This window comes from Halobacteriovorax sp. DA5 (assembly GCF_002903145.1).
Taxonomy (GTDB): Bacteria; Bdellovibrionota; Bacteriovoracia; order Bacteriovoracales; family Bacteriovoracaceae; genus Halobacteriovorax_A.
The window spans coordinates 1-19,860 of the sequence record NZ_PPDJ01000002.1 but is presented as its reverse complement, the minus strand read 5'-3'; the positions used below and the strand labels follow the sequence as shown (position 1 = coordinate 19,860).

Annotated in this window: 24 protein-coding genes; 10 read left to right on the top strand and 14 right to left on the bottom strand. The window is 35.3% G+C overall.

Annotation, left to right across the window (positions count from 1 at the left end; all coding sequences use genetic code 11):
- Positions 1 to 16: 16 nt before the first annotated feature.
- The 7 genes from C0Z22_RS03560 (at position 17) to C0Z22_RS03530 (ending at position 5,160) form a co-directional block, all read left to right on the top strand.
- Positions 17 to 1,225 (top strand): aminotransferase class III-fold pyridoxal phosphate-dependent enzyme, encoded by a 1,209-nt coding sequence (locus C0Z22_RS03560; RefSeq protein ID WP_103216974.1) that lies wholly within the window; start codon positions 17 to 19, stop codon positions 1,223 to 1,225.
- On the top strand, positions 1,215 to 1,910 hold the full coding sequence (locus C0Z22_RS03555; RefSeq protein ID WP_103216973.1) for a CoA transferase subunit A: 696 nt from the start codon (positions 1,215 to 1,217) through the stop codon (positions 1,908 to 1,910). Before C0Z22_RS03560 ends, C0Z22_RS03555 begins: the two co-directional genes overlap by 11 nt.
- 2 nt (positions 1,911 to 1,912) lie before the next feature.
- A complete protein-coding gene (locus C0Z22_RS03550; protein ID WP_103216972.1) occupies positions 1,913 to 2,539 on the top strand; it encodes a 3-oxoacid CoA-transferase subunit B in 627 nt (208 codons plus the stop codon).
- 195 nt (positions 2,540 to 2,734) lie between these two features.
- Positions 2,735 to 3,112, top strand: a complete 378-nt coding sequence (locus C0Z22_RS03545) for a hypothetical protein (RefSeq protein WP_103216971.1) — start codon at positions 2,735 to 2,737, stop codon at positions 3,110 to 3,112.
- Positions 3,075 to 4,310: a hypothetical protein gene (locus tag C0Z22_RS03540; protein ID WP_158246792.1), complete on the top strand. Its 1,236-nt coding sequence runs from the start codon at positions 3,075 to 3,077 to the stop codon at positions 4,308 to 4,310. The genes C0Z22_RS03545 and C0Z22_RS03540 overlap by 38 nt, the downstream gene beginning before the upstream one ends.
- The gene (locus C0Z22_RS03535) at positions 4,301 to 4,543 is read left to right on the top strand and encodes a hypothetical protein (protein WP_103216969.1); all 243 of its coding nucleotides are present in this window, start codon (positions 4,301 to 4,303) and stop codon (positions 4,541 to 4,543) included. The genes C0Z22_RS03540 and C0Z22_RS03535 overlap by 10 nt, the downstream gene beginning before the upstream one ends.
- A 23-nt stretch (positions 4,544 to 4,566) precedes the next feature.
- Complete coding sequence (locus tag C0Z22_RS03530) at positions 4,567 to 5,160, top strand: exonuclease domain-containing protein (RefSeq protein ID WP_103216968.1); 594 nt, start codon at positions 4,567 to 4,569, stop codon at positions 5,158 to 5,160.
- Here C0Z22_RS03530 and C0Z22_RS03525 read toward each other — a convergent pair.
- The 8 genes from C0Z22_RS03525 to rsmI form a co-directional block, all read right to left on the bottom strand.
- On the bottom strand, positions 5,137 to 5,790 hold the full coding sequence (locus tag C0Z22_RS03525) for a M23 family metallopeptidase (protein ID WP_103216967.1): 654 nt from the start codon (positions 5,788 to 5,790) through the stop codon (positions 5,137 to 5,139). The two genes, C0Z22_RS03530 and C0Z22_RS03525, sit on opposite strands and share 24 nt — an antisense overlap.
- A gap of 55 nt (positions 5,791 to 5,845) precedes the next feature.
- Entirely contained in the window at positions 5,846 to 6,604 is a 759-nt protein-coding gene (gene surE / locus C0Z22_RS03520; protein WP_103216966.1) for a 5'/3'-nucleotidase SurE, read from the bottom strand.
- A 24-nt stretch (positions 6,605 to 6,628) separates the two neighbouring features.
- Positions 6,629 to 7,294 (bottom strand): hypothetical protein, encoded by a 666-nt coding sequence (locus tag C0Z22_RS03515; protein WP_103216965.1) that lies wholly within the window; start codon positions 7,292 to 7,294, stop codon positions 6,629 to 6,631.
- 10 nt (positions 7,295 to 7,304) lie between these two features.
- Positions 7,305 to 7,937 (bottom strand): aminodeoxychorismate/anthranilate synthase component II, encoded by a 633-nt coding sequence (locus tag C0Z22_RS03510; protein WP_103216964.1) that lies wholly within the window; start codon positions 7,935 to 7,937, stop codon positions 7,305 to 7,307.
- Positions 7,934 to 10,345 carry an LPS-assembly protein LptD gene (locus C0Z22_RS16220; protein ID WP_103216963.1) on the bottom strand — a complete coding sequence of 804 codons (2,412 nt, stop codon included), beginning with the start codon at positions 10,343 to 10,345 and terminating at the stop codon, positions 7,934 to 7,936. The genes C0Z22_RS03510 and C0Z22_RS16220 overlap by 4 nt, the downstream gene beginning before the upstream one ends.
- Positions 10,281 to 11,552, bottom strand: a complete 1,272-nt coding sequence (locus C0Z22_RS16365; RefSeq protein WP_103216962.1) for a hypothetical protein — start codon at positions 11,550 to 11,552, stop codon at positions 10,281 to 10,283. The genes C0Z22_RS16220 and C0Z22_RS16365 overlap by 65 nt, the downstream gene beginning before the upstream one ends.
- Positions 11,553 to 11,598: 46 nt before the next feature.
- Positions 11,599 to 12,366 carry a 3',5'-cyclic-nucleotide phosphodiesterase gene (locus C0Z22_RS03495; protein ID WP_103216961.1) on the bottom strand — a complete coding sequence of 256 codons (768 nt, stop codon included), beginning with the start codon at positions 12,364 to 12,366 and terminating at the stop codon, positions 11,599 to 11,601.
- A gap of 73 nt (positions 12,367 to 12,439) precedes the next feature.
- A complete protein-coding gene (gene rsmI / locus C0Z22_RS03490; protein ID WP_158246791.1) occupies positions 12,440 to 13,258 on the bottom strand; it encodes a 16S rRNA (cytidine(1402)-2'-O)-methyltransferase in 819 nt (272 codons plus the stop codon).
- Between the two features lie 131 nt (positions 13,259 to 13,389).
- On the opposite strand from rsmI, the gene C0Z22_RS03485 reads away from it, so the two are divergent.
- Positions 13,390 to 13,773, top strand: coding sequence for an STAS domain-containing protein (locus C0Z22_RS03485; RefSeq protein ID WP_103216959.1), 384 nt, complete (start codon positions 13,390 to 13,392; stop codon positions 13,771 to 13,773).
- On the opposite strand, the gene C0Z22_RS03480 is transcribed toward C0Z22_RS03485, so the two are convergent.
- The 6 genes from C0Z22_RS03480 to rimM all read right to left on the bottom strand — a co-directional run bounded on the left by C0Z22_RS03480 (position 13,764) and on the right by rimM (position 17,556).
- A complete protein-coding gene (locus C0Z22_RS03480; RefSeq protein WP_103216958.1) occupies positions 13,764 to 14,234 on the bottom strand; it encodes a hypothetical protein in 471 nt (156 codons plus the stop codon). The genes C0Z22_RS03485 and C0Z22_RS03480 overlap by 10 nt on opposite strands.
- Positions 14,235 to 14,546: 312 nt before the next feature.
- A complete protein-coding gene (locus tag C0Z22_RS03475; RefSeq protein WP_103216957.1) occupies positions 14,547 to 15,209 on the bottom strand; it encodes a ribonuclease HII in 663 nt (220 codons plus the stop codon).
- 65 nt (positions 15,210 to 15,274) lie between these two features.
- On the bottom strand, positions 15,275 to 15,637 hold the full coding sequence (gene rplS / locus C0Z22_RS03470; protein WP_103216956.1) for a 50S ribosomal protein L19: 363 nt from the start codon (positions 15,635 to 15,637) through the stop codon (positions 15,275 to 15,277).
- A gap of 67 nt (positions 15,638 to 15,704) precedes the next feature.
- The gene (locus C0Z22_RS03465) at positions 15,705 to 16,286 is read right to left on the bottom strand and encodes an RNA methyltransferase (RefSeq protein WP_103216955.1); all 582 of its coding nucleotides are present in this window, start codon (positions 16,284 to 16,286) and stop codon (positions 15,705 to 15,707) included.
- 13 nt (positions 16,287 to 16,299) lie between these two features.
- Entirely contained in the window at positions 16,300 to 17,022 is a 723-nt protein-coding gene (gene trmD, locus C0Z22_RS03460; RefSeq protein WP_103216954.1) for a tRNA (guanosine(37)-N1)-methyltransferase TrmD, read from the bottom strand.
- A complete protein-coding gene (gene rimM / locus C0Z22_RS03455; RefSeq protein ID WP_103216953.1) occupies positions 17,023 to 17,556 on the bottom strand; it encodes a ribosome maturation factor RimM in 534 nt (177 codons plus the stop codon).
- Between the two features lie 121 nt (positions 17,557 to 17,677).
- On the opposite strand from rimM, the gene C0Z22_RS03450 reads away from it, so the two are divergent.
- Both C0Z22_RS03450 and C0Z22_RS03445 read left to right on the top strand, forming a co-directional pair.
- The gene (locus tag C0Z22_RS03450; RefSeq protein ID WP_158246790.1) at positions 17,678 to 18,715 is read left to right on the top strand and encodes a porin; all 1,038 of its coding nucleotides are present in this window, start codon (positions 17,678 to 17,680) and stop codon (positions 18,713 to 18,715) included.
- A gap of 79 nt (positions 18,716 to 18,794) precedes the next feature.
- Entirely contained in the window at positions 18,795 to 19,808 is a 1,014-nt protein-coding gene (locus C0Z22_RS03445) for a glycosyltransferase family 9 protein (protein WP_103216951.1), read from the top strand.
- The last annotated feature ends 52 nt before the right edge of the window (positions 19,809 to 19,860 follow it).

The window sequence follows — 19,860 nt, the reverse complement described above, 5'->3', positions numbered from 1 at the left end:
TTTAAAGTGAGAGTTTATGGCCCACCTACCTTTTTTTCACACATGGACAAAACAAAACCAGGCCAAGAAAATCGATATCCAAAATACTTTTGAATGGGGCTATATTACATCTTCTAATCAGAAGATTTATGACCTTTCTTCAGGAAGTTATCATCAGTCATTCGGCAATAGAAATATTCAAATAGAAAAGGCAATGATTGAGCAAATCAAGTCAATGCCAATGGCAACCCCAAAATGTCAATTTGAACTTAAAGAGACTGTATCGCAAAAGCTCGTTAACCTAATAGGTCTTGACGGAAGAATCTTCTATACAACTTCAGGGGCCGAATCAAATGAAAATGCCATAAAGATGGCCAGGCAAATTACAGGGCGCCAATTTATACTATCATGTGAAACTTCCTATCATGGAGCGACACTGGGTGCTCTTGCTCTGACAGGAGATTGGCGCCGAGATGGTGCGGGTGTTCCTTCAAGGTTTCACGCTTTCATTCCAAACTTCTTTAATGATCCAGACTTAGAGAAAACAAAAAAAGTCATTCAAGACATTGGAAGTAGTGATATTGCAGCGATTTGTATCGAAGTTATAACAGGTGGCAATGGCGTCTTCATTCCCCCACAAAGCTACTATGATGAAATCATGAAAATTTGCAAGGAAAATGGAATCAAACTCATTTTAGATGAGGTCGTGTGTGGATTTGGTCGAACAATGACTAATTTTGGTTTTCAAAATTATACAAATTTAGAAGCTGATTTTATTAGTCTTGCAAAAAATATCTCTGGTGGATTCTTTCCATTTGGAGCAGTCTTTGTCAGTGAAGATAATGCAGCTTACTTTGATGACAATATACTAAGCTGTGGACTTACAAATGCTGCACACCCTATCGGATTAAAAGTTCTTGATGAAGTTATGTCATTAATTGAATCGAATGATTTTATTAAAATAAGAAACCAGAACTATGACCTCTTAAATCAATTTAAGATCAAATTAGAAAACTCTCATGCGATAGATTCCATCAGGCATATTGGTCTTCTCATGGCCATTGACCTTAGTGATGTAATCATAGAAAGTTCTCTATTATGGAACAAATTACTTTCAAATGGTCTTTTCATTAATATCACAAACCGCTCTCTAATCCTTTGTCCGTATCTAAATTACGCACCAAAAGAACTAGAAGCTTGCTTAAATAATTTATTAAATATAATCGAGGACTCATATGTACAGTAAGATTTACCCAAGTGCCCAAGAAGCGCTCAAGGATGTAACAAGTGGCTCAACGATAATGAGTGGCGGATTCGGCCTTTGTGGAATCCCGGAAAACTCAATTAATCAGTTAGCTCAAATGGAACTAAGAGATTTAAAAGTTGTTTCAAATAATATTGGAAACTCAGGACGAGGACTTGTAAAACTTTTGAAAAAGAAAATGATCTCAAAAGGATTCTGTTCATATGTAGGAGGCAATCCAGACCTAGAAGCGGCCATGTTTGCAAATGAAATAGAAATCGAACTAGTACCTCAGGGAACGCTAAGTGAGAGAATTAGAGCGGCAGGTATGGGAATTCGTGCCTTCTATACTCCAACAGGATATGGGACAGAAGTGGCCGAAGGTAAAGAAGTCAAAGAATTTGATCGTCCATGTATTTTAGAAGAAGCACTACACGCAGACTTTGCAATTATCAAAGCACAAAAAGCAGATCCATATGGAAATCTATGGTTTAAAGAAACAGCTAGAAACTTCTCCCCTCTTATGGCAATGGCAGCAAAGACAACGATCGTTGAGGTGGAAGAAATAGTTGAACTTGGAGATATCAAACCTGAAGATGTGCATATACCAGGAGTCTTTGTTCAGCGAATTTATCAAGGTTCAAATTATGAAAATGCTATTGAATTTTTAAAAACGAGGGAGTCATAATAATGTGGACGAAAGAGCAGATGGCCAAAGAAGTTACAACTCTCTTTACAGAGAACTCTACGATTAATCTTGGAATTGGACTACCAACAATAATCCCATCACAACTTCCTAAGAATCATAGCTATATCATTCATAGTGAAAACGGTGTTCTTGGTGTAGGTGACAACCCGACAGAAGCCGAAGTATCGGCTACTTTAATTAATGCAGGCAAAGAAACTATTACGGTTGAAAAAGGTGCAAGCTTTTTTGATAGCTCGATGAGCTTTGGAATGATTAGAGGTGGCCATATCGATTTCTGTGTCCTTGGTGGAATGGAAGTTGATACACAAGGCTCACTTGCAAACTGGAAGATCCCAGGTAAGAAAATCACGGGAATGGGTGGAGCTATGGACCTAGTCAATGGCGCTAAAAATATCATTGTTATGATGAGTCACTATAGCAAAACTGGTGAGCCTAAACTATTACCAGAGTGCACTCTCCCTCTCACTGGAAAAAGTGTCGTTAATTACGTTGTAACTGAATGTGGAAGCTTTAAAATTGAAGATGGAAAATTTAAAGTTTTAAATATGGCCAATGGATTAACTATTAAAGAATTGAATAAGAATTTTGATAACGAGATTTTTGAGTAAAAAAAAGAGGGCCCTGCAACTGGCCCTCCATTTTTTCGGCTTCATGCCTATCTCTTGCTACGACATCCTGTCGATCAATTAAATTATAACGCACAATAATGAAAAATGCAGAAAAAAAATAAATGGGTAAACATTTCCATTTACCTTGAAGCACGTTTATAATTAAACGTAATCACAAAAACTTACGGGGAATAGATGAGTATTTTCAACAGGAATAAAGCGGCAAATAATAGCACTCATGCTTTTGAGTCTCAAAAATACAAACAAACATTTACATATTTTATTCCTTCCCCACCGGCCAGATCGACACCATATCAAGAAAAAGCATTTGATCAAGTTACTCAGTTCTTAAATGCAAAAGAGATGGCCTATCATATTGCTCATACTGCTGTTAATGACAAAGGCCTTTGGGTAATAATTGAGATTTTTGGAAAACAAAAAGAAGTTACAAAATTAATTCAAGAGCTAAATGATTCCTTTAATTCGAGTTACAGTACAGAGAGTGATTCAGAGCTTGAGATTTATTACGAAGAAAATGAAGAGTTTCATAAAGATGATAATTACAAAGCTTAATACAAATCAATTTAAAACTTTAATTATACTCCTAGGATTAATCCCTCTTATCGGATGCTCTGAAGTTGAAAAGCAGTTAAATACTTCTCAAAGTATTAACCATACTTGTCCTATTGTAGAAAAGAAAAATAATATTTTATTAGATAACGAAAAAAATGAACCCGAGATTAGTAAGATAATTAGCTCGAAATCAACAAACTCAAGCTATCGTAATCAGATATTAAATTTTACACTCTCTCAATTATACTTCTCTCCGCACGCGACTACGCTCAACTCTCATACCTTATTGATTGCAAAGGTTGCAGGAAAAGATTTCTTCATTAACAGTATTCCACAAAAACAAAATGATTTCGCTTTTTTGAATGCCATTTCTCAAATGGCAAATTTCTATAAAAAACCGCTCGCAATCAAAAATCGACTAACGCTTATCGAAAAGAACATTAGTGAATACATCTACGCCTCAAACTCTTTGGAACAATTTATTAAAGATAATCAGGCCGAATTATTTAAGAATAAAGATTTGAAAAGATTGTATTTTAGAGGTGCTCAAGGTGTACGTGAGAATGAATTATTTGCAAGACTTAGTTATGTAAAAAGACTAAGTAAATTAACAAAATTTGCTAAAGATCATAATAGTATAAATAGCTACAACTCCAACTACCTGTTTAGAAGAGGTAATTATAGTTGCTCATTTGATTCAAAACTTCATGACTCAAAAATGGCCATCTTAAAAAGGCCTAAGAAATCTTACTACAATACTTTTTCTCATTATAAAGACCAGAATAATTATATTATTGGGATTACAAGTTCCCTACCTGAGATTAATAATTCAATCAAAGATGTTCTACTATCGAATTTTGAAAATGATAATTACACAGCACTTTGTATGAGTGAATTAAAGCAAGGTAGACGCTATATCCTACTCATGAATGGAATCACATATAATGCTCAAGTATTAACAGAACTAATTAATAACTTTCCAAGTGTTTCCTCGGCGCAAGAGTATATGAATACAAAAAGATCTTTAGTTCTTCAAAATCCAAAAAGAACAATCTCTGAAATATATGGAACGACTAAGAACGAACAAGGTACGGCACAATACTATACGCCTGCACTTGGTAAGCTTACGGTACTTGAGCTCAATAATGGATTAAGTACATATAAAGATCCAAGAAACGGTCAACTTACATGCAATTAACACTCAAGGGAGATGCCTCACAAAAGAGTTGGTCCCTAGAGGTCAACGAGTCAGAACTTGAGCTAACAGTTCTTGAATTCCTAAGAAAACATAACATACCTGTTGCATCTAGTTGTGATGGTGAAGAAGTATGTAGACTCTGCCTAATTAATGAAGATCAATTGGCATGTGGCCTACTAGTAAAAGATATCATTCAAAAGTATAATTCTAATATTACTATTTCATATTTATAAACTTATATAAAAAAGGAAAAACTATGCGTTACTTATCATTCGATATTGAAGCTACTGGACTTGAAGAAAAAGATTTAATCATCGAATTTGCAATGGTTCCCTTTTGTGCAAAAACAAAAACAATTAATAAAGAACTTCAAAAACATTTTTATATAAAATGCCCAAGCTTTGAAGAGTTAAAGCCAAATCTAAACCAATGGGTTATTGATCATAATAAAGAACTTATTGAAAAGGCCCACTCTGAAGGCGTTGCAATTGAAGACTTCAAACAAGAGCTTATTAAATATTTTGAATCACCAGAAGTTAAAGAATACTTTGGAAATAAAAAAATCACACTATTTGGAAAATCGATGAGTGCGATTGATCTTCCTTTTATGACAAGAGATCTTGGCTGGGATTTTATGAGAACTTACTTTGAGCACCGTCAACTTGATCTTTCATGTATTGCCTACGGACTCATTGATATGGACATCATACCAGCAGAATGTGAGTCAGGCTCAAAACTTATGAAGTTTTTAAATATGGGTGATGTTGCTCACACGGCACTTGAAGATGCTGTTAACACTGCTCTAATGTACTTTAAGTTATTAGACCTAGTGCTTGTGAAAAAACTCTAGAGGGTCAAAGGCCTTAGAGTCATGTCGAATTTCGAAGTGTAAGTGGTCACCAGTTGATTTACCAGTATTTCCTACTGAAGCAATAACTTGGCCACGAGCAACTTTTTGTCCCTTTCTCGTATAATTCTTATGTGCATGAGCATAGACAGTGAAGAATCCACCAATATGAGAAACGACTGTGATATTACCGTAACCTGACTTCCTACCACTATAAACAACGACACCAGAATCGGCCGAAACGATATATGTCCCTTTACGGGCAGCAATATCAATACCTTCATGAGGTCTGCCCCAGCGATGCCCATAACCTGAAGTTACACGATTAGATGATGGCACAGGCCAAAGGAAGCGAGAGCTTTGACGAAGCTTTTGATAGTTAATAGAAGAAATAGATCGTCCTTCAACACGATTATATAAAATACCATTCTTATAAGGTAGAAAGATCGTATCACCTTTTTTAAAGGCAGCACCTTTATTAAACTCTTCGATTTGCCACTCAGGGATACTAAAAATCTCTGCTAATTTCTTAGCATTATAATTATCCGTTAACTTAATATAGCGCCCATTTTTAAGGGTCGTACAACTAAGTAGCGACATTAATGTTATAAGAAATAGCAATGACTTCTTCATTCGTCCTCATTCGTTTAATTTTCAAATGAGGACAAAAATGATCAATTATTTCAAATTATTTGGAAATTTTTGCCGCCCATTCATGGAATACATCGGACGAAAAATTCAAAAGGTTTAGGAAAGAAAACGAAATATTTCCGTTCATTATGGCATGGTGATCAGATGTCGTGTCTGGATCGATTTCTAAAGGAGATCCACCAATCCAAAAATACTGACGTCCCATTTGATCTACCCTTTCATAGACTTCTTCACTGTATCTTCTCATCTGAGGAGTTGTCCAAACGATCTCTCCAACCTCATTGGCCGACACATTTGGTACATTAATATTCAACAGTGAGCACTCAGGCATTGCAAGCAATGCTTCAGACTTCTTTTCAACGAGCTCTCTAACGACTCCAGCGGCCGTCTGAAAGTGCCTAACATCATCAGATGATCTCATAACAGTAGAAACAGCAATGGCCCTTATTCCTTGAAATACGGCCTGTCTTGCAGCACCAACTGTTCCAGAATAATAGATATCTTGTCCAAGGTTGGCCCCGTGATTGATTCCAGAAATAACCAAATCTGGCCTAAAGTCTAAAACAGAGTTTATTCCAATTAATACACTATCGGCCGGATAGCCATTACAACTAAAAGTGTAATCATTAATTTTTTCTACGCGAATTGGGTCATGAAGAGTTAAGGCCTGAGATGTAGCAGAGCGCTCTTTATCAGGAGCGACAATTGCAACATTGGCGATATCTTTTAGACTTTCATAAAGACACTGAATTCCTTCAGCAGAGTATCCATCATCATTTGAGAGTAAAATATTCATAGATTACTTATTAATCAAAAGCTATTAAATAGCAAGGGCCTTTATCGTAGCACCAAAGTATTCTGATAACTTAGGAACATCAATATTTCGATAACAGCGTTCAACTTGAGATGAGATTTCAAACTTAATATAGTCAGGATCTAGTTGCTCAATAATTCCAATTGAAAGATTTGAATCCCAGTTTAGTTTCATACCTAATTCAAACTTCTCATTCTTAGAAGACATAACCTTTGTATAAAAATTAACAATGAAGCTATTTAATTGTCCCTGCTGCGCCATCTGATGAATATCATCATATAGGAAAACGACACTTTGACATAAGTGAGACTGAATTTTTTCGTAAACTTGTGAGTCAGAGATATCAAAAATAATAGAAAAAGGTTTACCAGATCTTTCCAACTCTTCTTTAGTGTGAAGTCCACTAGTACCATAGTTAATTCTGATATTTGGATGAATTTTTGCAACTTGTTCGATAATTGAATCCACTACAAATGGAGCATCATTTTCAAAATGTAGTTCAATAATATCTTCAAGCTTTAGAAGTGATTCTTTTAAAAGTTCTTCAATGACATAACCTTGGATAAAATTAAAACTCCTAGGTCTAAAATCAAAACCATAGGCCCCTTTTGCCATTTCATTGGCAAATTTAAATCCTCTTTTGTCGTATATACCTTCTAGTACAAATCTCATCCTAATAATTCTACATTAAAAACTTATTCATTGCTTCAAAGAGGATATTATTGCATGAGGTACCAACTGATTCAGGATGAAACTGCATCGTAAAAAAGAAGTTCGGGCGGTATGCCATTAATAATTCATCGTTATTGTCGAAAATGAATTGAGTCAGACACTCCTTATTACCAGACTTATACTCTCCACTATCAATTTCTACTTTTAAAGAATTATAGCGCTGAAGCTTGGCATGAATTAGCTCAGTCCTATCTTCTCGATTAAAACAATCAAATAGATCCTCATCTTCTTCAAGCTTCATCGTAATGGCCTGACCATGCATTGGCCTAGAGCTTCTCACAACTCGAAGTTCATCAAAAATATTAAGAACTAATTGATGACCAAGACATATCCCTATGATCCGCTTGGCCTTTGAAAGTTCATCCTTAAAGTTGACACCAACACTTACAAAGGATTTTAAATATTCCTCTGGGTGGCCAGGGCCTGGCCCTAAAACGACTAGTTGATTTTCTAGGAGGTCTGAAATATTGCTTTTAGAAAGATTTCGAAAGTTTACGATATCAATATGAAAATCAAACTGATCAAAATAAGAGAGAATATTATTTGTAAAACTATCTTCAAAGTCGATAAAGACTAGTCTCACAAAGTTACCCCAAAGACTGAATCAAAATTCTTAGCATTGTAGTTAATTAAAATCTTTAATGAGATTGATTGATCAAGATTTAATTTATTATTAACAAACTCATCCTTTTGACGATATTCAATATCAAATACCCAACAATTATTAAGTGGATTGTAACGAGTTCCAAGATAAGATTCATATACCCTTTCTAATTCGAAGTCATAGTAATAACCAGTTCTAAATGAAAAGATATCATTTAATTCAAAATCAACATCAATAGTAAAATAACGTCGATCTTCAGAGAAAGAGTCGTAGTTGAAGCCTAGTTCATATTGAAATCTTTTCAAATCATGCTTCATTGTCAATGAAGTAATATGCTTACTTTCTGTATGGAAATAATACTCTGATAAATTAAGCGAAAAGTTATTAAAGTTAAGACCACTTAAAATTGCAAGCCTTGTCAGCCTATCATCAGTATCAATCGTTGACTCTTCATTATCTTCTAGGATTAAACCTTGAGAGATATTGAAATAAGCAATTTTGGAATATTCATAATTATCAAGTTGATAATTAAAATTCTTAAACATCTGATAATTAGGCTTAGGAGTTTTCTTTAAAATATTATTGTTAAACACTAATTCAATCGTATTTGATTCAGGTAAATCAGTACGAGTCGATACATCTTGAAGTGTATTATTTCGACCTCTAATAATATCTCTTTCATCAAAACGCCCATTGTCTTCAAGAAGAGCGAATTGATCCCCTAGTCTCTTATTTCCACGATATTTTTGAGCATTGTAATAAAAATGGTTCACACCGAATTTTAAACTATGTTTATACGAAGAACGATAAAGCTTTCTTACGTCTAATTCTTCTTTTTCTGTACGTGGAATTTTAGCAATTAAGTTTCTTTCCTCATCTTCGATTAAAACAGGCTTGATAATCTCTTCTTGAATATAAGCACGTCCATAAATTTTTTCGATATCGACCCACATTGAAGTATTAACATAGTTCCCATACTTATAACCGTTTTGCTTCTCAAGTTTCTCTGTAGGAAGTACATAGTATTGAGCATCGAGACCCGATTCCATTTTTATATTAATATGAGAGATCGGCCTTAAAACAAACTCTAAGGAAGGGTTATAGTCAAAACGCTGAATATTTCTATAATAGAGATTTTCGTTAACAACATCTTGTTTAAAGTAATCAAACTTTAGATTTTGATAAAAGTTTATTTTTGATAGAACACCTTTCGAATTAAAAATATTAAAAGGTCTATGTCCTAATCCTAGTCTCACAGTATTTTGTACATAATCAGTATCGAAACCTTCGGGATCACTGAAGATACTATTGCTCATAAAACTAGAGTATAAGTTTGCGATAACTGAATCACCCATATAATCAGTAGAAATACGAGAGCCTTTCTCACTACCCATATAGATATTTTTTTCGAAGTACTCCTCATAATCACTTTGAATATCAAGATCTGTTAAATAAGTAGAGTTTGCCCAAAATGATAATTTATTATTTGGATGATAAAAATAGTTAAACTTGTACGCCCCCCTAATCTCATCTTTGCCACTTGGTTCAAGATCGAGCTTACCTGGCTGCCAAATTTTATCGTTTACAGTTTTCCCATCAAATTCGATATTAGAATATTTACCAAGAGAGTTACGATACTCAAGAGCTAGACCATTTCCACGCTTACCAAAAACAGTCGGTGAAAAAGTAGCATCACTATTATCATTAATTGCCCAATAAATTGGTTGCTTAAAGTAGAAGCCCTCATCAAAATCAAGACCGATCGTTGGAAAAAGGAGCCCTGACTCTCTAACCTTTCTAATAGGTAGTGAAACATATGGGATATAAACAATAATCACACCATTAATCTTAACAAATGCATGCTTTAGACTAATATAATCATCAGGCACAACTGTGACTTCTTGCCCTTGAATACTCCAAGACTCAGGACAATCTTTACATGTTGTAAACTCCGCCTCAATCGCTTTAAAAACTCCACTATCATGACGAACAATTTCCTTACCTCTTAGGACAAAGTTTTCATCAACTAGTTTTGCATTTTGTACCGAAAACTCAGCCTTTTGAAGAGAGTATGAAATCTGTGTTCCATAAAGATTAAATTTGGCACCGGCGTAGCGAACATTTCCCCAAATCTTACCAATTTTCGTCGCAAGAGAGATGCTGGCCTTTTCACCATAGATTGTATCTGTACCAAGCTTGATAATAACATTGCCGTGAGCTTCATAAGAGTTATCACTACTTTTACGATAGGCTTTATCAGAAAGAATTTGGACTTCATCATTTTCTCCAAAAGCTAAAACTTTTGGAGTATCTGCGTAGATATTATTTTGAATACTTAGTACGAAGATACTTTTGCATACAAGCGATAAAGTAATAAGAGCCCACAACAAGAAGTTTGTTGGAACCAGATCTAAGTGATTCGATATTTGATTGTTTTTCTGTGTCAATTTCCTCATTAGTACTTAATATTGTATCGAGAAAATCGTGTATTTCATACACTTTTGTGCCAGTCTTTAAGTTTTGTTGAAGTGTTTCCTTACTTAATGCTCTCTCGTGCTGAAAGCTTAAAATATTCACTGATTTAATAATACAAGGATAAGTATTATAGAGCTTAATCGTACTACTAATTTGATCTTCACGACCTGTGGAGAAACTCATAAGTACATCAAATGACTCTTTGCCCTGACAATCTGAAATACTTTTTAAAAGTACTTTATGGCCTAATTGGTTATGAGCTCCAACAAAAACAAACTCCCTATCTCCAACCAGCATACTATCCCAACGTCCAGGTGTAAGAGGCCACTCAATTTTCTTCAACGAATCCTTATCAAGACTCTGCTGAGTTGATTCTTCAAATAGCGCAACGGCCATCTGCCTATTTCTTTCAAAATATGGTAATTCACTTTGTTTAGATACAGAAGTTAAAGTGATATCATCGCGCTCACACCACTGAGAAAGAATATCCTTTAGAAATGTCTGCTCAATATTTTCAAAAAGTTTTCCACCAAAACGAGTGATTCCATATTTTTCAAATAAAATCTCTTTTAATGTGTTGCCTAAAATTTCTGTATGATCTAATCCAATTGATGTAATAGCAGCAATTGGCCTTGTGAAGATATTTGTTGCATCAAAGCGCCCGCCTAAGCCTACCTCAAGAATGACAAAGTCAGTTTCATGCTTAAGTGCAAATTTAATGAAAAGAACAAATAGTGCTTCATAAAAAGAGAGCTTTAAACTTTTGATGACTTCTTCATTCTCATCTAATAATTCTGTTAGCTCTTCAATCGAAATATTCTTTTCATTCAATTTAAAGCGCTCAGTGATTGATAAAACATGCGGAGAAGTCCATAGACAACTTGTAAACCCTGCACGTTCATATAAGTAACTTAAGCTATGGGAAGTTTCACCTTTCCCATTAGTACCACCTACGATAATAACCTTAGACCTTGCTTCAATAACGCGTCTGTCTTGAGAAAGAAAATCTCTGATATGATCTAACTTAGGTCTAAAACTCTCCTTTCCACATAAAAGTGTAAGACGTTTTAGAAATGACTCTTCAAGTTTTTGACTTTGGAAATTATCTGTATTTTTCACGGCAAGAGATATCTCACGAAAAGAAATTTTTGACTATAAAAATCTATTAAAATTGATAGCTCTTATTCTCAGAACCAATAATATTAATTCGTCCATGAGTATTAATTTTTTCAATTTCTTTCGTTAACTGGTCTAAGTAATTTGGCTTTAGATGCCCTAAGTAAATTGGAATATCTTTAGGCATCTTTGCGATCTCAAGCCCCATCGTCTGCGCAGTATGGTGACGACTATCCTTGGCCAACTGTTCATAAGAATTAGGGAAACTAACCTCAGAAAAGATTGCTTTAATATTCTTGATTGTTTTGGCCTTTTGCCAGATTGCATTTGTAGGCCCGGTGTCTTGTGTAAAGATGATTGCACAATCACCTTTTTCGATAATAAAGCCAAGAGAGCCTGCAAAGTGATTCACTTTAATTGCGTGAACTGTATACTCTCCAATTTTCTTTGTTTCGCCATTTTCAATATTTAAAAACTTAAGAGTTGGATCATCTTTAGTTGGAAGCTTAGTAAAATCCGGCCAAATTTCATCATTTAAAAGATGCTTTTGAATACTTGTTTGAACCTCGTTAGATGTCCAAATATAAAATGGGTCATCTTTTAAACCAAAACAATTATCGGCCAAAAATGCTAAGTCAGAAATATGATCAAGATGAGAGTGTGAGATAAGTATATTATCTATATTTATCTGTTCTTTTACACTGATACCTGTTGCAACAGATCCTGCATCAATTAATAATTTATCATCCACCAAGTACGATGTGGCCCGACACTGTGGTGAGACCCCACCGTGGCCTCCAATGACTTTAACGATCATTCTAACTCCAATTTATTTAATTTTAACTTGGATTAGAAATTTTTACTAGTAATAAGATACTGAAAAAATAGGTTTATTTAGAAGTAAGCTCTTGATAAATCTCTTGTGTTTTTCGATTTGTAATCTTTGAAAGAAGTTTTGCAAGGTTTTTCGGCGTTTGCTTACCGAGATAATTTTGGGCCAACTTTTCAAATTCTTCATTAGATGCTGTTGCTCCAGCTTCTAGCTTAGGCCATGAAACAACCAAAACAAACTCACCTTTTGCATTAATCAAATCAGTTTTAAATTCTTGTGCTTTAAAGCGTACACACTCTTCAAACTTCTTTGTTAATTCGCGACAAACGCTTACCTGCGCTTCTGGAAATTCTTGTGACAATTGCTCTAGTGTCCCATGAATACGATGTGGTGATTCGAAGAATAAAGATGTTACATTTGTCTGATATGCTTGTTGGAATTTTGCCGAAATCTCACCTTTTTTTCGTGGAAGAAATCCATAAAAACAGAATGGATTTGGTGCCATTCCACTTAACTCAAGTGCAACAGTAACTGCACTAGGCCCTGCTACTGATGTAACCTCACCGCCTTCATTAATGAGCTCTTTCACTAGAATATGCCCTGGATCAGAAATGATAGGACTTCCAGCATCAGAGACAAGAATTGGGTGTTGTGCCGATCTGATTAAATCAAGAAAATACTTAAGACGATCCTGTGAATGATCATTAAATGAGACAACTTTTAAATCTGAACGCTCTATTTCTAATTTTGATAAGAGTGAGCGAAAAACACGAGTATCCTCGGCCAAAACGAGATCACAACTCACAAATGCCTGACGCATATTCTCAGTTATATCTCCAAGGTTTCCTATTGGTGTTGTTACTAGAGTCAGTTTCAAAGTTAGTCCTAATATTTAATGATTCCCCTTATTTATAACTTACATAAGAAATAACTTCCATCTAAAATCTTAATACGCAATGCGTTACAATAATTATTAGATGCTGTTATTTTGTAGAAGAAGGAGTTTAAATGACAATGCAAGCAAGAGTACGTACAGATTCAACAGGAAATATCACTGTTCATATCGAAGGTGGAATGGATTATGAAAATATCATTCCTCTTAAGCAAGAGTTAGCTACAATCACTAACACTCACCCTACTTCATTAATCACTCTTGACCTGACGGCCCTTAACTTTGTTGGCTCTTCAGGAATTGGTGTATTCGTTGATACAATCAAAGCATTAAATAAAAGACGTGATCAAGTTAGACTTTCAAATGTTGCGCCAGAGTTTTTAAAAGTTTTCAAAATCTATAACTTTGATGCAATGGATATTCTAATTAACGAATTCGAAACTGACGATACAGAGCTTTCACAATTCTACGGTCAGAGAAAACGTACTTTTCAGAACTGATAATTTAAAAGATTCACATAAAAATCTTGGCCTGGGCGCTCTTGTTTAAAACCAATTTCGGCCGGGCCTTCTAAAGAGAAGCCATCCTGATTAATTGATCCCTGGTAATTATAACCACCACCCTGGTAGCGAGAATCTTGATAAGGACTATCGTTTGTATCTGGATAATAATAATTTTCTTGGCTAGGCTGCATACGATCATTCTTTCTGTACTCATGGCTTCCTACAATATACCCACCAAAAATTAATCCAGCATAAAGACCAAGAGATGCACCAATTGCAACTGAGCGTCCCGAAGAACCAAATGCCATGGCAGCAGTACCGAGCAGAGCTCCTCCAACGGTTCCATATCCTGCATTTAAAGCGACGATTTTCACACGAGGATCCATATCTGCTTTTGCTTGGAAGCTAGTAAAAGTTGTTGAAATAAAAAGAGTAATTAAGAATAATTTTTTAACCATATGAAAATTGTAAAAGAAGGCCTCGTTCGATGCAAGGTAAATGTTGTTCAAACTAGCGACACTATGCACGATATTTCAAAATAAGAAGAGATAAAATGAGCACTATTTAATAACCTCAACCTTTGAGACTCTGACATAAAACCGCTCGATTTAACTTCAAACAGCTTAATGAGAAACTCTCCATTTAGCTTATAAATACCTGCTATATCGACTTGCCCACAACCATGCCTACGAAGCATTGTCGAACAAACCAAAAGAGGAACAGATTCAGAGTGAACAAGTCGAGACTTTCTAAGTTCTAATGAACTTCCTTTAGCTATTTTCCTGAGTGACAAATTCTTTTACCCCTTTGAATGATTTTCGATGAATCGGGGTGATACCATAATCTTCTATGGCCTTGCGATGGACGGCCGTTGGATAACCAGCATTTTTTTCAAATCCGTAATGAGGATATTTTTTCGCCTCTCTTGTCATAAGGTGGTCACGACACACTTTTGCAATGATTGAAGCAAGTCCAATGAGTGATGATTTTGAGTCACCTTTAATAATCGGATGAATATCGTTAATTTTTTTTGAAGAGAATGGAAACTTTCCATCAACAAGAACGACTGAACTTGAATCACAAAGAAGATTATGACAGCTTTTTTTCATTCCAAATAAACTCGCCTGAAAGATATTGAGTTCATCAATTTTTTTTGGCGCAACTTTCTCAACACTGTATTGAAATAGTTCATGTTCATTGAATTTTGAAAACTTCTCTACCCCCAATTCTTTGAGAATACTCTCCATTTTTTTAAGTGTTAATTTTTTAGAATCTGTCACACCAACTGAGTCTAGCCTTTCGACGAGAGACTTCAAGTTATCAATTGATACCTTTACAGCACAGGTTACAACAGGGCCAGCAAGAGGTCCTCTACCTACTTCATCTGTTGCTAAGATAAATTTATGGTTATCGACAAACTGTGATTCGAACATTTTTGACCTTAAAATAAAAAAAGCCCCTATTTCTAGGGGCCCTTCTATGACTTAAATAGTTTTGATTATTTTCTATCGTAGTCAATTGCGATACGAGCAGATTTACCTGAACGATCTCTTAGGTAGTAAAGTTTCGATCTTCTAGATTTACCTCTTTGAACGATCTCAATCTTTTCTACGTTTGGTGAATGGAATGGGAATACCCTTTCAACACCAATTCCAGAAGAAACTTTTCTAACTCTGAAGTGACCAGTAAGTTTTCCAGCTTCTTTCATTGCAATAACTACACCTTGGAAAATCTGAATACGAGATTTTTGACCTTCAGTGATTCTTGCGTGAACAGCAACTGTATCCCCAGTTTTAAATGTTGGGAATGATTCTACGTTTGTGTTCTTGTAATTTTCATTTACAACGTCTACTAAATTCATTACGAACTCCTACTTTAACGTCTTGAACTTCTCAGAGGACCAACACCGTGTTGTTCTTAAGTAAGTTCTATTTCATGGTCTCAGAGGCACTATTCAGTCGATCTAAATAGATGGCAACTGCCGAGCGAACAGACAAGTGATTATACCCATCAGCACTTCCACCAAAAATTGGCTCAAGCGCAAAATGTGCCCGTTCGAGTACTTGTGCATGAAGACCCCATCCTGTACCAAATAACAGGAAGATAGGCTTTTTGTCAAGGCGCGCATTATTGATCAGGTCAGTTTCTACACCGTTATTTGATTCAAAATTTGCTCCAGTAACACAGACCAAAGGATCAACACCTTCTATCTCTTTGATTTTATTGATTCCCTCTTCAACAGAGTTTACTAGGCGTGCAATAGCAAGTGCATCTTGGCGATCAGGATTATAAGCTCCTGCATCATCTTCTTCCCAGTGTCCTAGGATTCTATTAACTAACTTATGTTGGGCCTCTAGTGGCGTTACAATAAAGTAGTTCTTAATCCCAAAAGTACGACAACTTCTTGCGATGTCGTGTATATCAAGATTCGTTACTGAAGTCGTAACAATATCATCTCTTTTATTTTTAATTGGGTGGTGTACTAAGCCTAGATAAATATTATCTTTCATCTTTGGTATATCCTTAATCTTTATTTCTCATATAGGCTTTATACAAATCTGGCCTATACTTCTTTGTATATTCTAGTTTTTTACTGTGATTGAACTCATCAATCAACTTATGATTTCCCTCGAGTAAAACGTCGGGAACTTTTATGCCATTAAACTCAGAAGGCCTTGTATAAACTGGACCTTCAATAAGTCCATCTTCAAAAGAATCAAGAATTGCGCTATCTTCATTCCCAAGAGCTTTAGGCAAAAACCTCATCATAGCATCAACAATAGTCATGACGGCCAACTCTCCACCAGATAACACATAATCTCCAAGAGAAATTATTTTAGTTACATACTGAGAAATGAAGCGCTCATCAATCCCTTCATATCGCCCACAAATAAAAACATACTGCTTATTATTTTGTTGAAAGTCTTTTGCTAACAACTTGGCTTCCTCGTTATTAAAAACATCACCACGAGGAGAAGTATAAATAATCTCTAACTGAGACTTATCAAGAGATTCTGTCTCTAGGATATGATTAATTCCACGCTCTAAAACATCTGCGCGAATAACCATTCCAGGCCCTCCGCCATACGGAGCTCCATCAACACCTTTAAAACTCTTTGGTGAAAAGTCTCCAAGGTAAAGAGGGTTAAACTCAACTTCACTACCTAAGAACTTACCAATGACTCCACTATCTTTAAAGGCAGTGAAAAATTGTGGAAATAATGTAAGGACCCAAACTTTCTTCATTTACATTAGATGCGGAATATAGCATTCCACACGATTCTCTTCTAGATTAACTAATTTAACAAAATGATCAACAAATGGGATATCCACAAATTTGCCACCTACTTTTGTCACTAGAACAATGTGAGCTCCATTATCAAAGTACTTATCAACTTTACCCACTACCGCTTCTTTTTCTAAGTCATAAACATCAAGACCGACAATATCAGACATGTAAAACTCATCCTCATCTTCAATATCAGGAAAAATATCTCGACTTACGTAGATTTCAAAAGGAAGCATATCTTCTGTAATATTACGATTATCAACACCACTTAAATATGCGATGACTTTATTACCAAAAGAAATTGTTTTAATCTCTTTCTCTTCGCCATCTTTACTTATTTTACTTCCGCTTAAAGGCATAGCTATAAAAGTTGAGCCATTTTCAAGGACACTATTCACTTTATTTTCAAGATTAAAAACAAAAGCACCTTTAATTCCATGAGGCCTAGTTGCCGTACCAAGTAAAACCATATTTTCTAAATTTTTCTTCATGCTGCCTTATACCATGCTCTCTTCATTAAATCATCATTATATTTTTCAGGTATTTAACTTGCCAATTTTGTAACCTCTCGTTTTAATATTTATATTAGATTATTTATTCATGGAGAGAATTATGAAAAAACTAATGACAGTTGCAGCTACGCTAGTTGCAATTCCAGCAATCGCGGCGACAGCAACAATTGATGCGCCAACAATTTACGGAAAATTAAACAGAGTTGCACTTTACACTGACAACGAAAACTCAAACAGAACTTCTTTTTCTGGCTTTGTAGACGTTGATTCTTCTGAGTCTAGACTAGGAGCTACAGGAAAATGGGGAACAGAAGGAATTGAAGGTACTTACGTACTTGAAATGGGCCTTAACTCAAGTAAATCAAACTCTGGTAATGATTACAGAATCAGAATGCGTCAAGCTGCAGTTGGAGCAAAGACTTCTTTTGGTACATTCAAGATGGGTCAAACATATACTCCACTTGATTATGTAATGCTAAAATCAGATCCACTAAGCTCAACAGTAGCTTCAATGGCCGGTTCTGATACTAGTGCTAGAATTGATGGAGCAGCATCAGGTGGTCTTGGTTTTAGATACCGTGCAAGAACAGACATGTTCTCTTACGAAACACCAAGTATGGGTGGTCTTACAATCGCTCTTTCAACAGATCGTGGAAATGGAAATGATAACGACCCAACAGCTAACTACGGCGATACACATTACTCAGGTCTAGTAAGATACCAAAGAAAAATGGATAAGGTAGATCTAGACGTTTACGCTGGTTATGACCAATGGGCAAGTGCTTCAACTGAAGATAGCAACTACACTCTAGCTGGTGTAAATCTTGGACTAGGAAGCTTCAAGATCAATCTAGGTTACAGTATTGAAAATAACGACACGACAGTAGCTGATAGCGAAATTAATCGTATTCTTGCTGGTATCACTTATATGCTAAATAAGAATGTTTTCTCTGTTACTTACCAAAATCGTGATGAGAAAGATCTTAATAATGACTACACTCAAATTGCAGCTCACTACAGATATATGCTTAATAAGAATATTGACTTCAATATCACTTACCTAACATATGAAGTTGATACTGGTGCAACACAAAATGATGCATCAATGGCAGCAGCTGGTGTTCAATTAAAATTCTAATTTTAATTATTAGCTAAATACTTTAAGGCCCACGCAAAGTGGGCCTTTCTTTTTCACAAAAAATCACTATAATAACCACATGAAATTAGATCAAATTAAATCAATCGCTATTATGCGAACATCTGCCCTTGGGGACATTATTTGGACACTTCCAATGCTTAATCGCATTCGCAAGGCCCTTCCAAAAGCTAAGATATATTTTATAACGAGCAATACCTTTGCCCCTTTAATCGAAGGAATTGAGGATATTGAACTTATAAGAATTGATAAGCCAAAGAAGTTAAAAGACTACTTTAAATTAAAAAGTGTATTTGCCCCTTACAACTTTGATGTACTTCTATGTACACAGGCAAACCTTAGAATTAATTTTATCTACCCATTTATAAAAGCTAAGAGAAAAATTGGCTTTGACTCAAAAAGAGGACGTGATCTACAAAAAATATTCATCAATGAATCAATCCCTTTCAAGAAGGAGCATTCTGTAGACGCTTTTTTAGGCTTCGCTGATTACTTAGGAATCAATTCAAACGAAATCGAATTCAACTTACCTTTTACGACTGAAGAAGTTTCACAACTTCCTCCAAAAGACTTTATCGTTATACATCCAAAAGCTTCTTCACTTCAAAGAACTTGGTCCACAAAGCGCTACATCGAGCTTTCAAACAAAATAAAAGAACTACATAATATACCAATTGTACTAACTGGAATTCCAAGCGATAAAGATATATGTGATTCTATTGAACAAGAATCACAGGCCGATATCATGAATCTATGTGGGAAAACATCTCTTAATGGACTTAAGAATGTCTTTTTAAAAGCTAGAATGGTGATTGCTCCAGACTCTGGACCTGCCCATATGGCAGCAGCGCTAAATACACCGGTAATAGGTCTATATACGGCCGTACCTCCAGAATACACTGGACCATTCGGTCAAATAGAAAACTGTATTAATGCCTATCCTAGGGCCTTAGAACACTACTTTCATAAAACAGAGAACGATGTCCCTTGGCGCTTTCGTATAAAAGAAGATGATATGATGAATCTTATTACTGTTGAGGAAGTACTTGAAAAGGTAAATTCAATCTTGAAGTAGTGTGACTTATTTTTTTTTACCCACAAACAAAAAAAGCCAGATCATTGATCTG

Coding starts and splice junctions, on each gene's coding strand:
- C0Z22_RS03525 (WP_103216967.1), bottom strand. CDS start 5,790: ATGAAGAAGTCATTGCTATTTCTTATAACATTAATGTCGCTACTTAGT.
- trmD (WP_103216954.1), bottom strand. CDS start 17,022: ATGAAGAAAGTTTGGGTCCTTACATTATTTCCACAATTTTTCACTGCC.
- C0Z22_RS03485 (WP_103216959.1), top strand. CDS start 13,390: ATGACAATGCAAGCAAGAGTACGTACAGATTCAACAGGAAATATCACT.
- C0Z22_RS03530 (WP_103216968.1), top strand. CDS start 4,567: ATGCGTTACTTATCATTCGATATTGAAGCTACTGGACTTGAAGAAAAA.
- C0Z22_RS03560 (WP_103216974.1), top strand. CDS start 17: ATGGCCCACCTACCTTTTTTTCACACATGGACAAAACAAAACCAGGCC.
- C0Z22_RS03545 (WP_103216971.1), top strand. CDS start 2,735: ATGAGTATTTTCAACAGGAATAAAGCGGCAAATAATAGCACTCATGCT.
- C0Z22_RS03465 (WP_103216955.1), bottom strand. CDS start 16,286: ATGAAAGATAATATTTATCTAGGCTTAGTACACCACCCAATTAAAAAT.
- rimM (WP_103216953.1), bottom strand. CDS start 17,556: ATGAAGAAAAATTTAGAAAATATGGTTTTACTTGGTACGGCAACTAGG.
- C0Z22_RS03540 (WP_158246792.1), top strand. CDS start 3,075: ATGAAGAGTTTCATAAAGATGATAATTACAAAGCTTAATACAAATCAA.
- C0Z22_RS03475 (WP_103216957.1), bottom strand. CDS start 15,209: ATGTTCGAATCACAGTTTGTCGATAACCATAAATTTATCTTAGCAACA.
- surE (WP_103216966.1), bottom strand. CDS start 6,604: ATGAATATTTTACTCTCAAATGATGATGGATACTCTGCTGAAGGAATT.
- C0Z22_RS03495 (WP_103216961.1), bottom strand. CDS start 12,366: ATGATCGTTAAAGTCATTGGAGGCCACGGTGGGGTCTCACCACAGTGT.
- C0Z22_RS03555 (WP_103216973.1), top strand. CDS start 1,215: ATGTACAGTAAGATTTACCCAAGTGCCCAAGAAGCGCTCAAGGATGTA.
- C0Z22_RS03450 (WP_158246790.1), top strand. CDS start 17,678: ATGAAAAAACTAATGACAGTTGCAGCTACGCTAGTTGCAATTCCAGCA.
- C0Z22_RS03550 (WP_103216972.1), top strand. CDS start 1,913: ATGTGGACGAAAGAGCAGATGGCCAAAGAAGTTACAACTCTCTTTACA.
- C0Z22_RS03445 (WP_103216951.1), top strand. CDS start 18,795: ATGAAATTAGATCAAATTAAATCAATCGCTATTATGCGAACATCTGCC.
- C0Z22_RS03535 (WP_103216969.1), top strand. CDS start 4,301: ATGCAATTAACACTCAAGGGAGATGCCTCACAAAAGAGTTGGTCCCTA.
- rplS (WP_103216956.1), bottom strand. CDS start 15,637: ATGAATTTAGTAGACGTTGTAAATGAAAATTACAAGAACACAAACGTA.
- C0Z22_RS03515 (WP_103216965.1), bottom strand. CDS start 7,294: ATGAGATTTGTACTAGAAGGTATATACGACAAAAGAGGATTTAAATTT.
- C0Z22_RS03480 (WP_103216958.1), bottom strand. CDS start 14,234: ATGGTTAAAAAATTATTCTTAATTACTCTTTTTATTTCAACAACTTTT.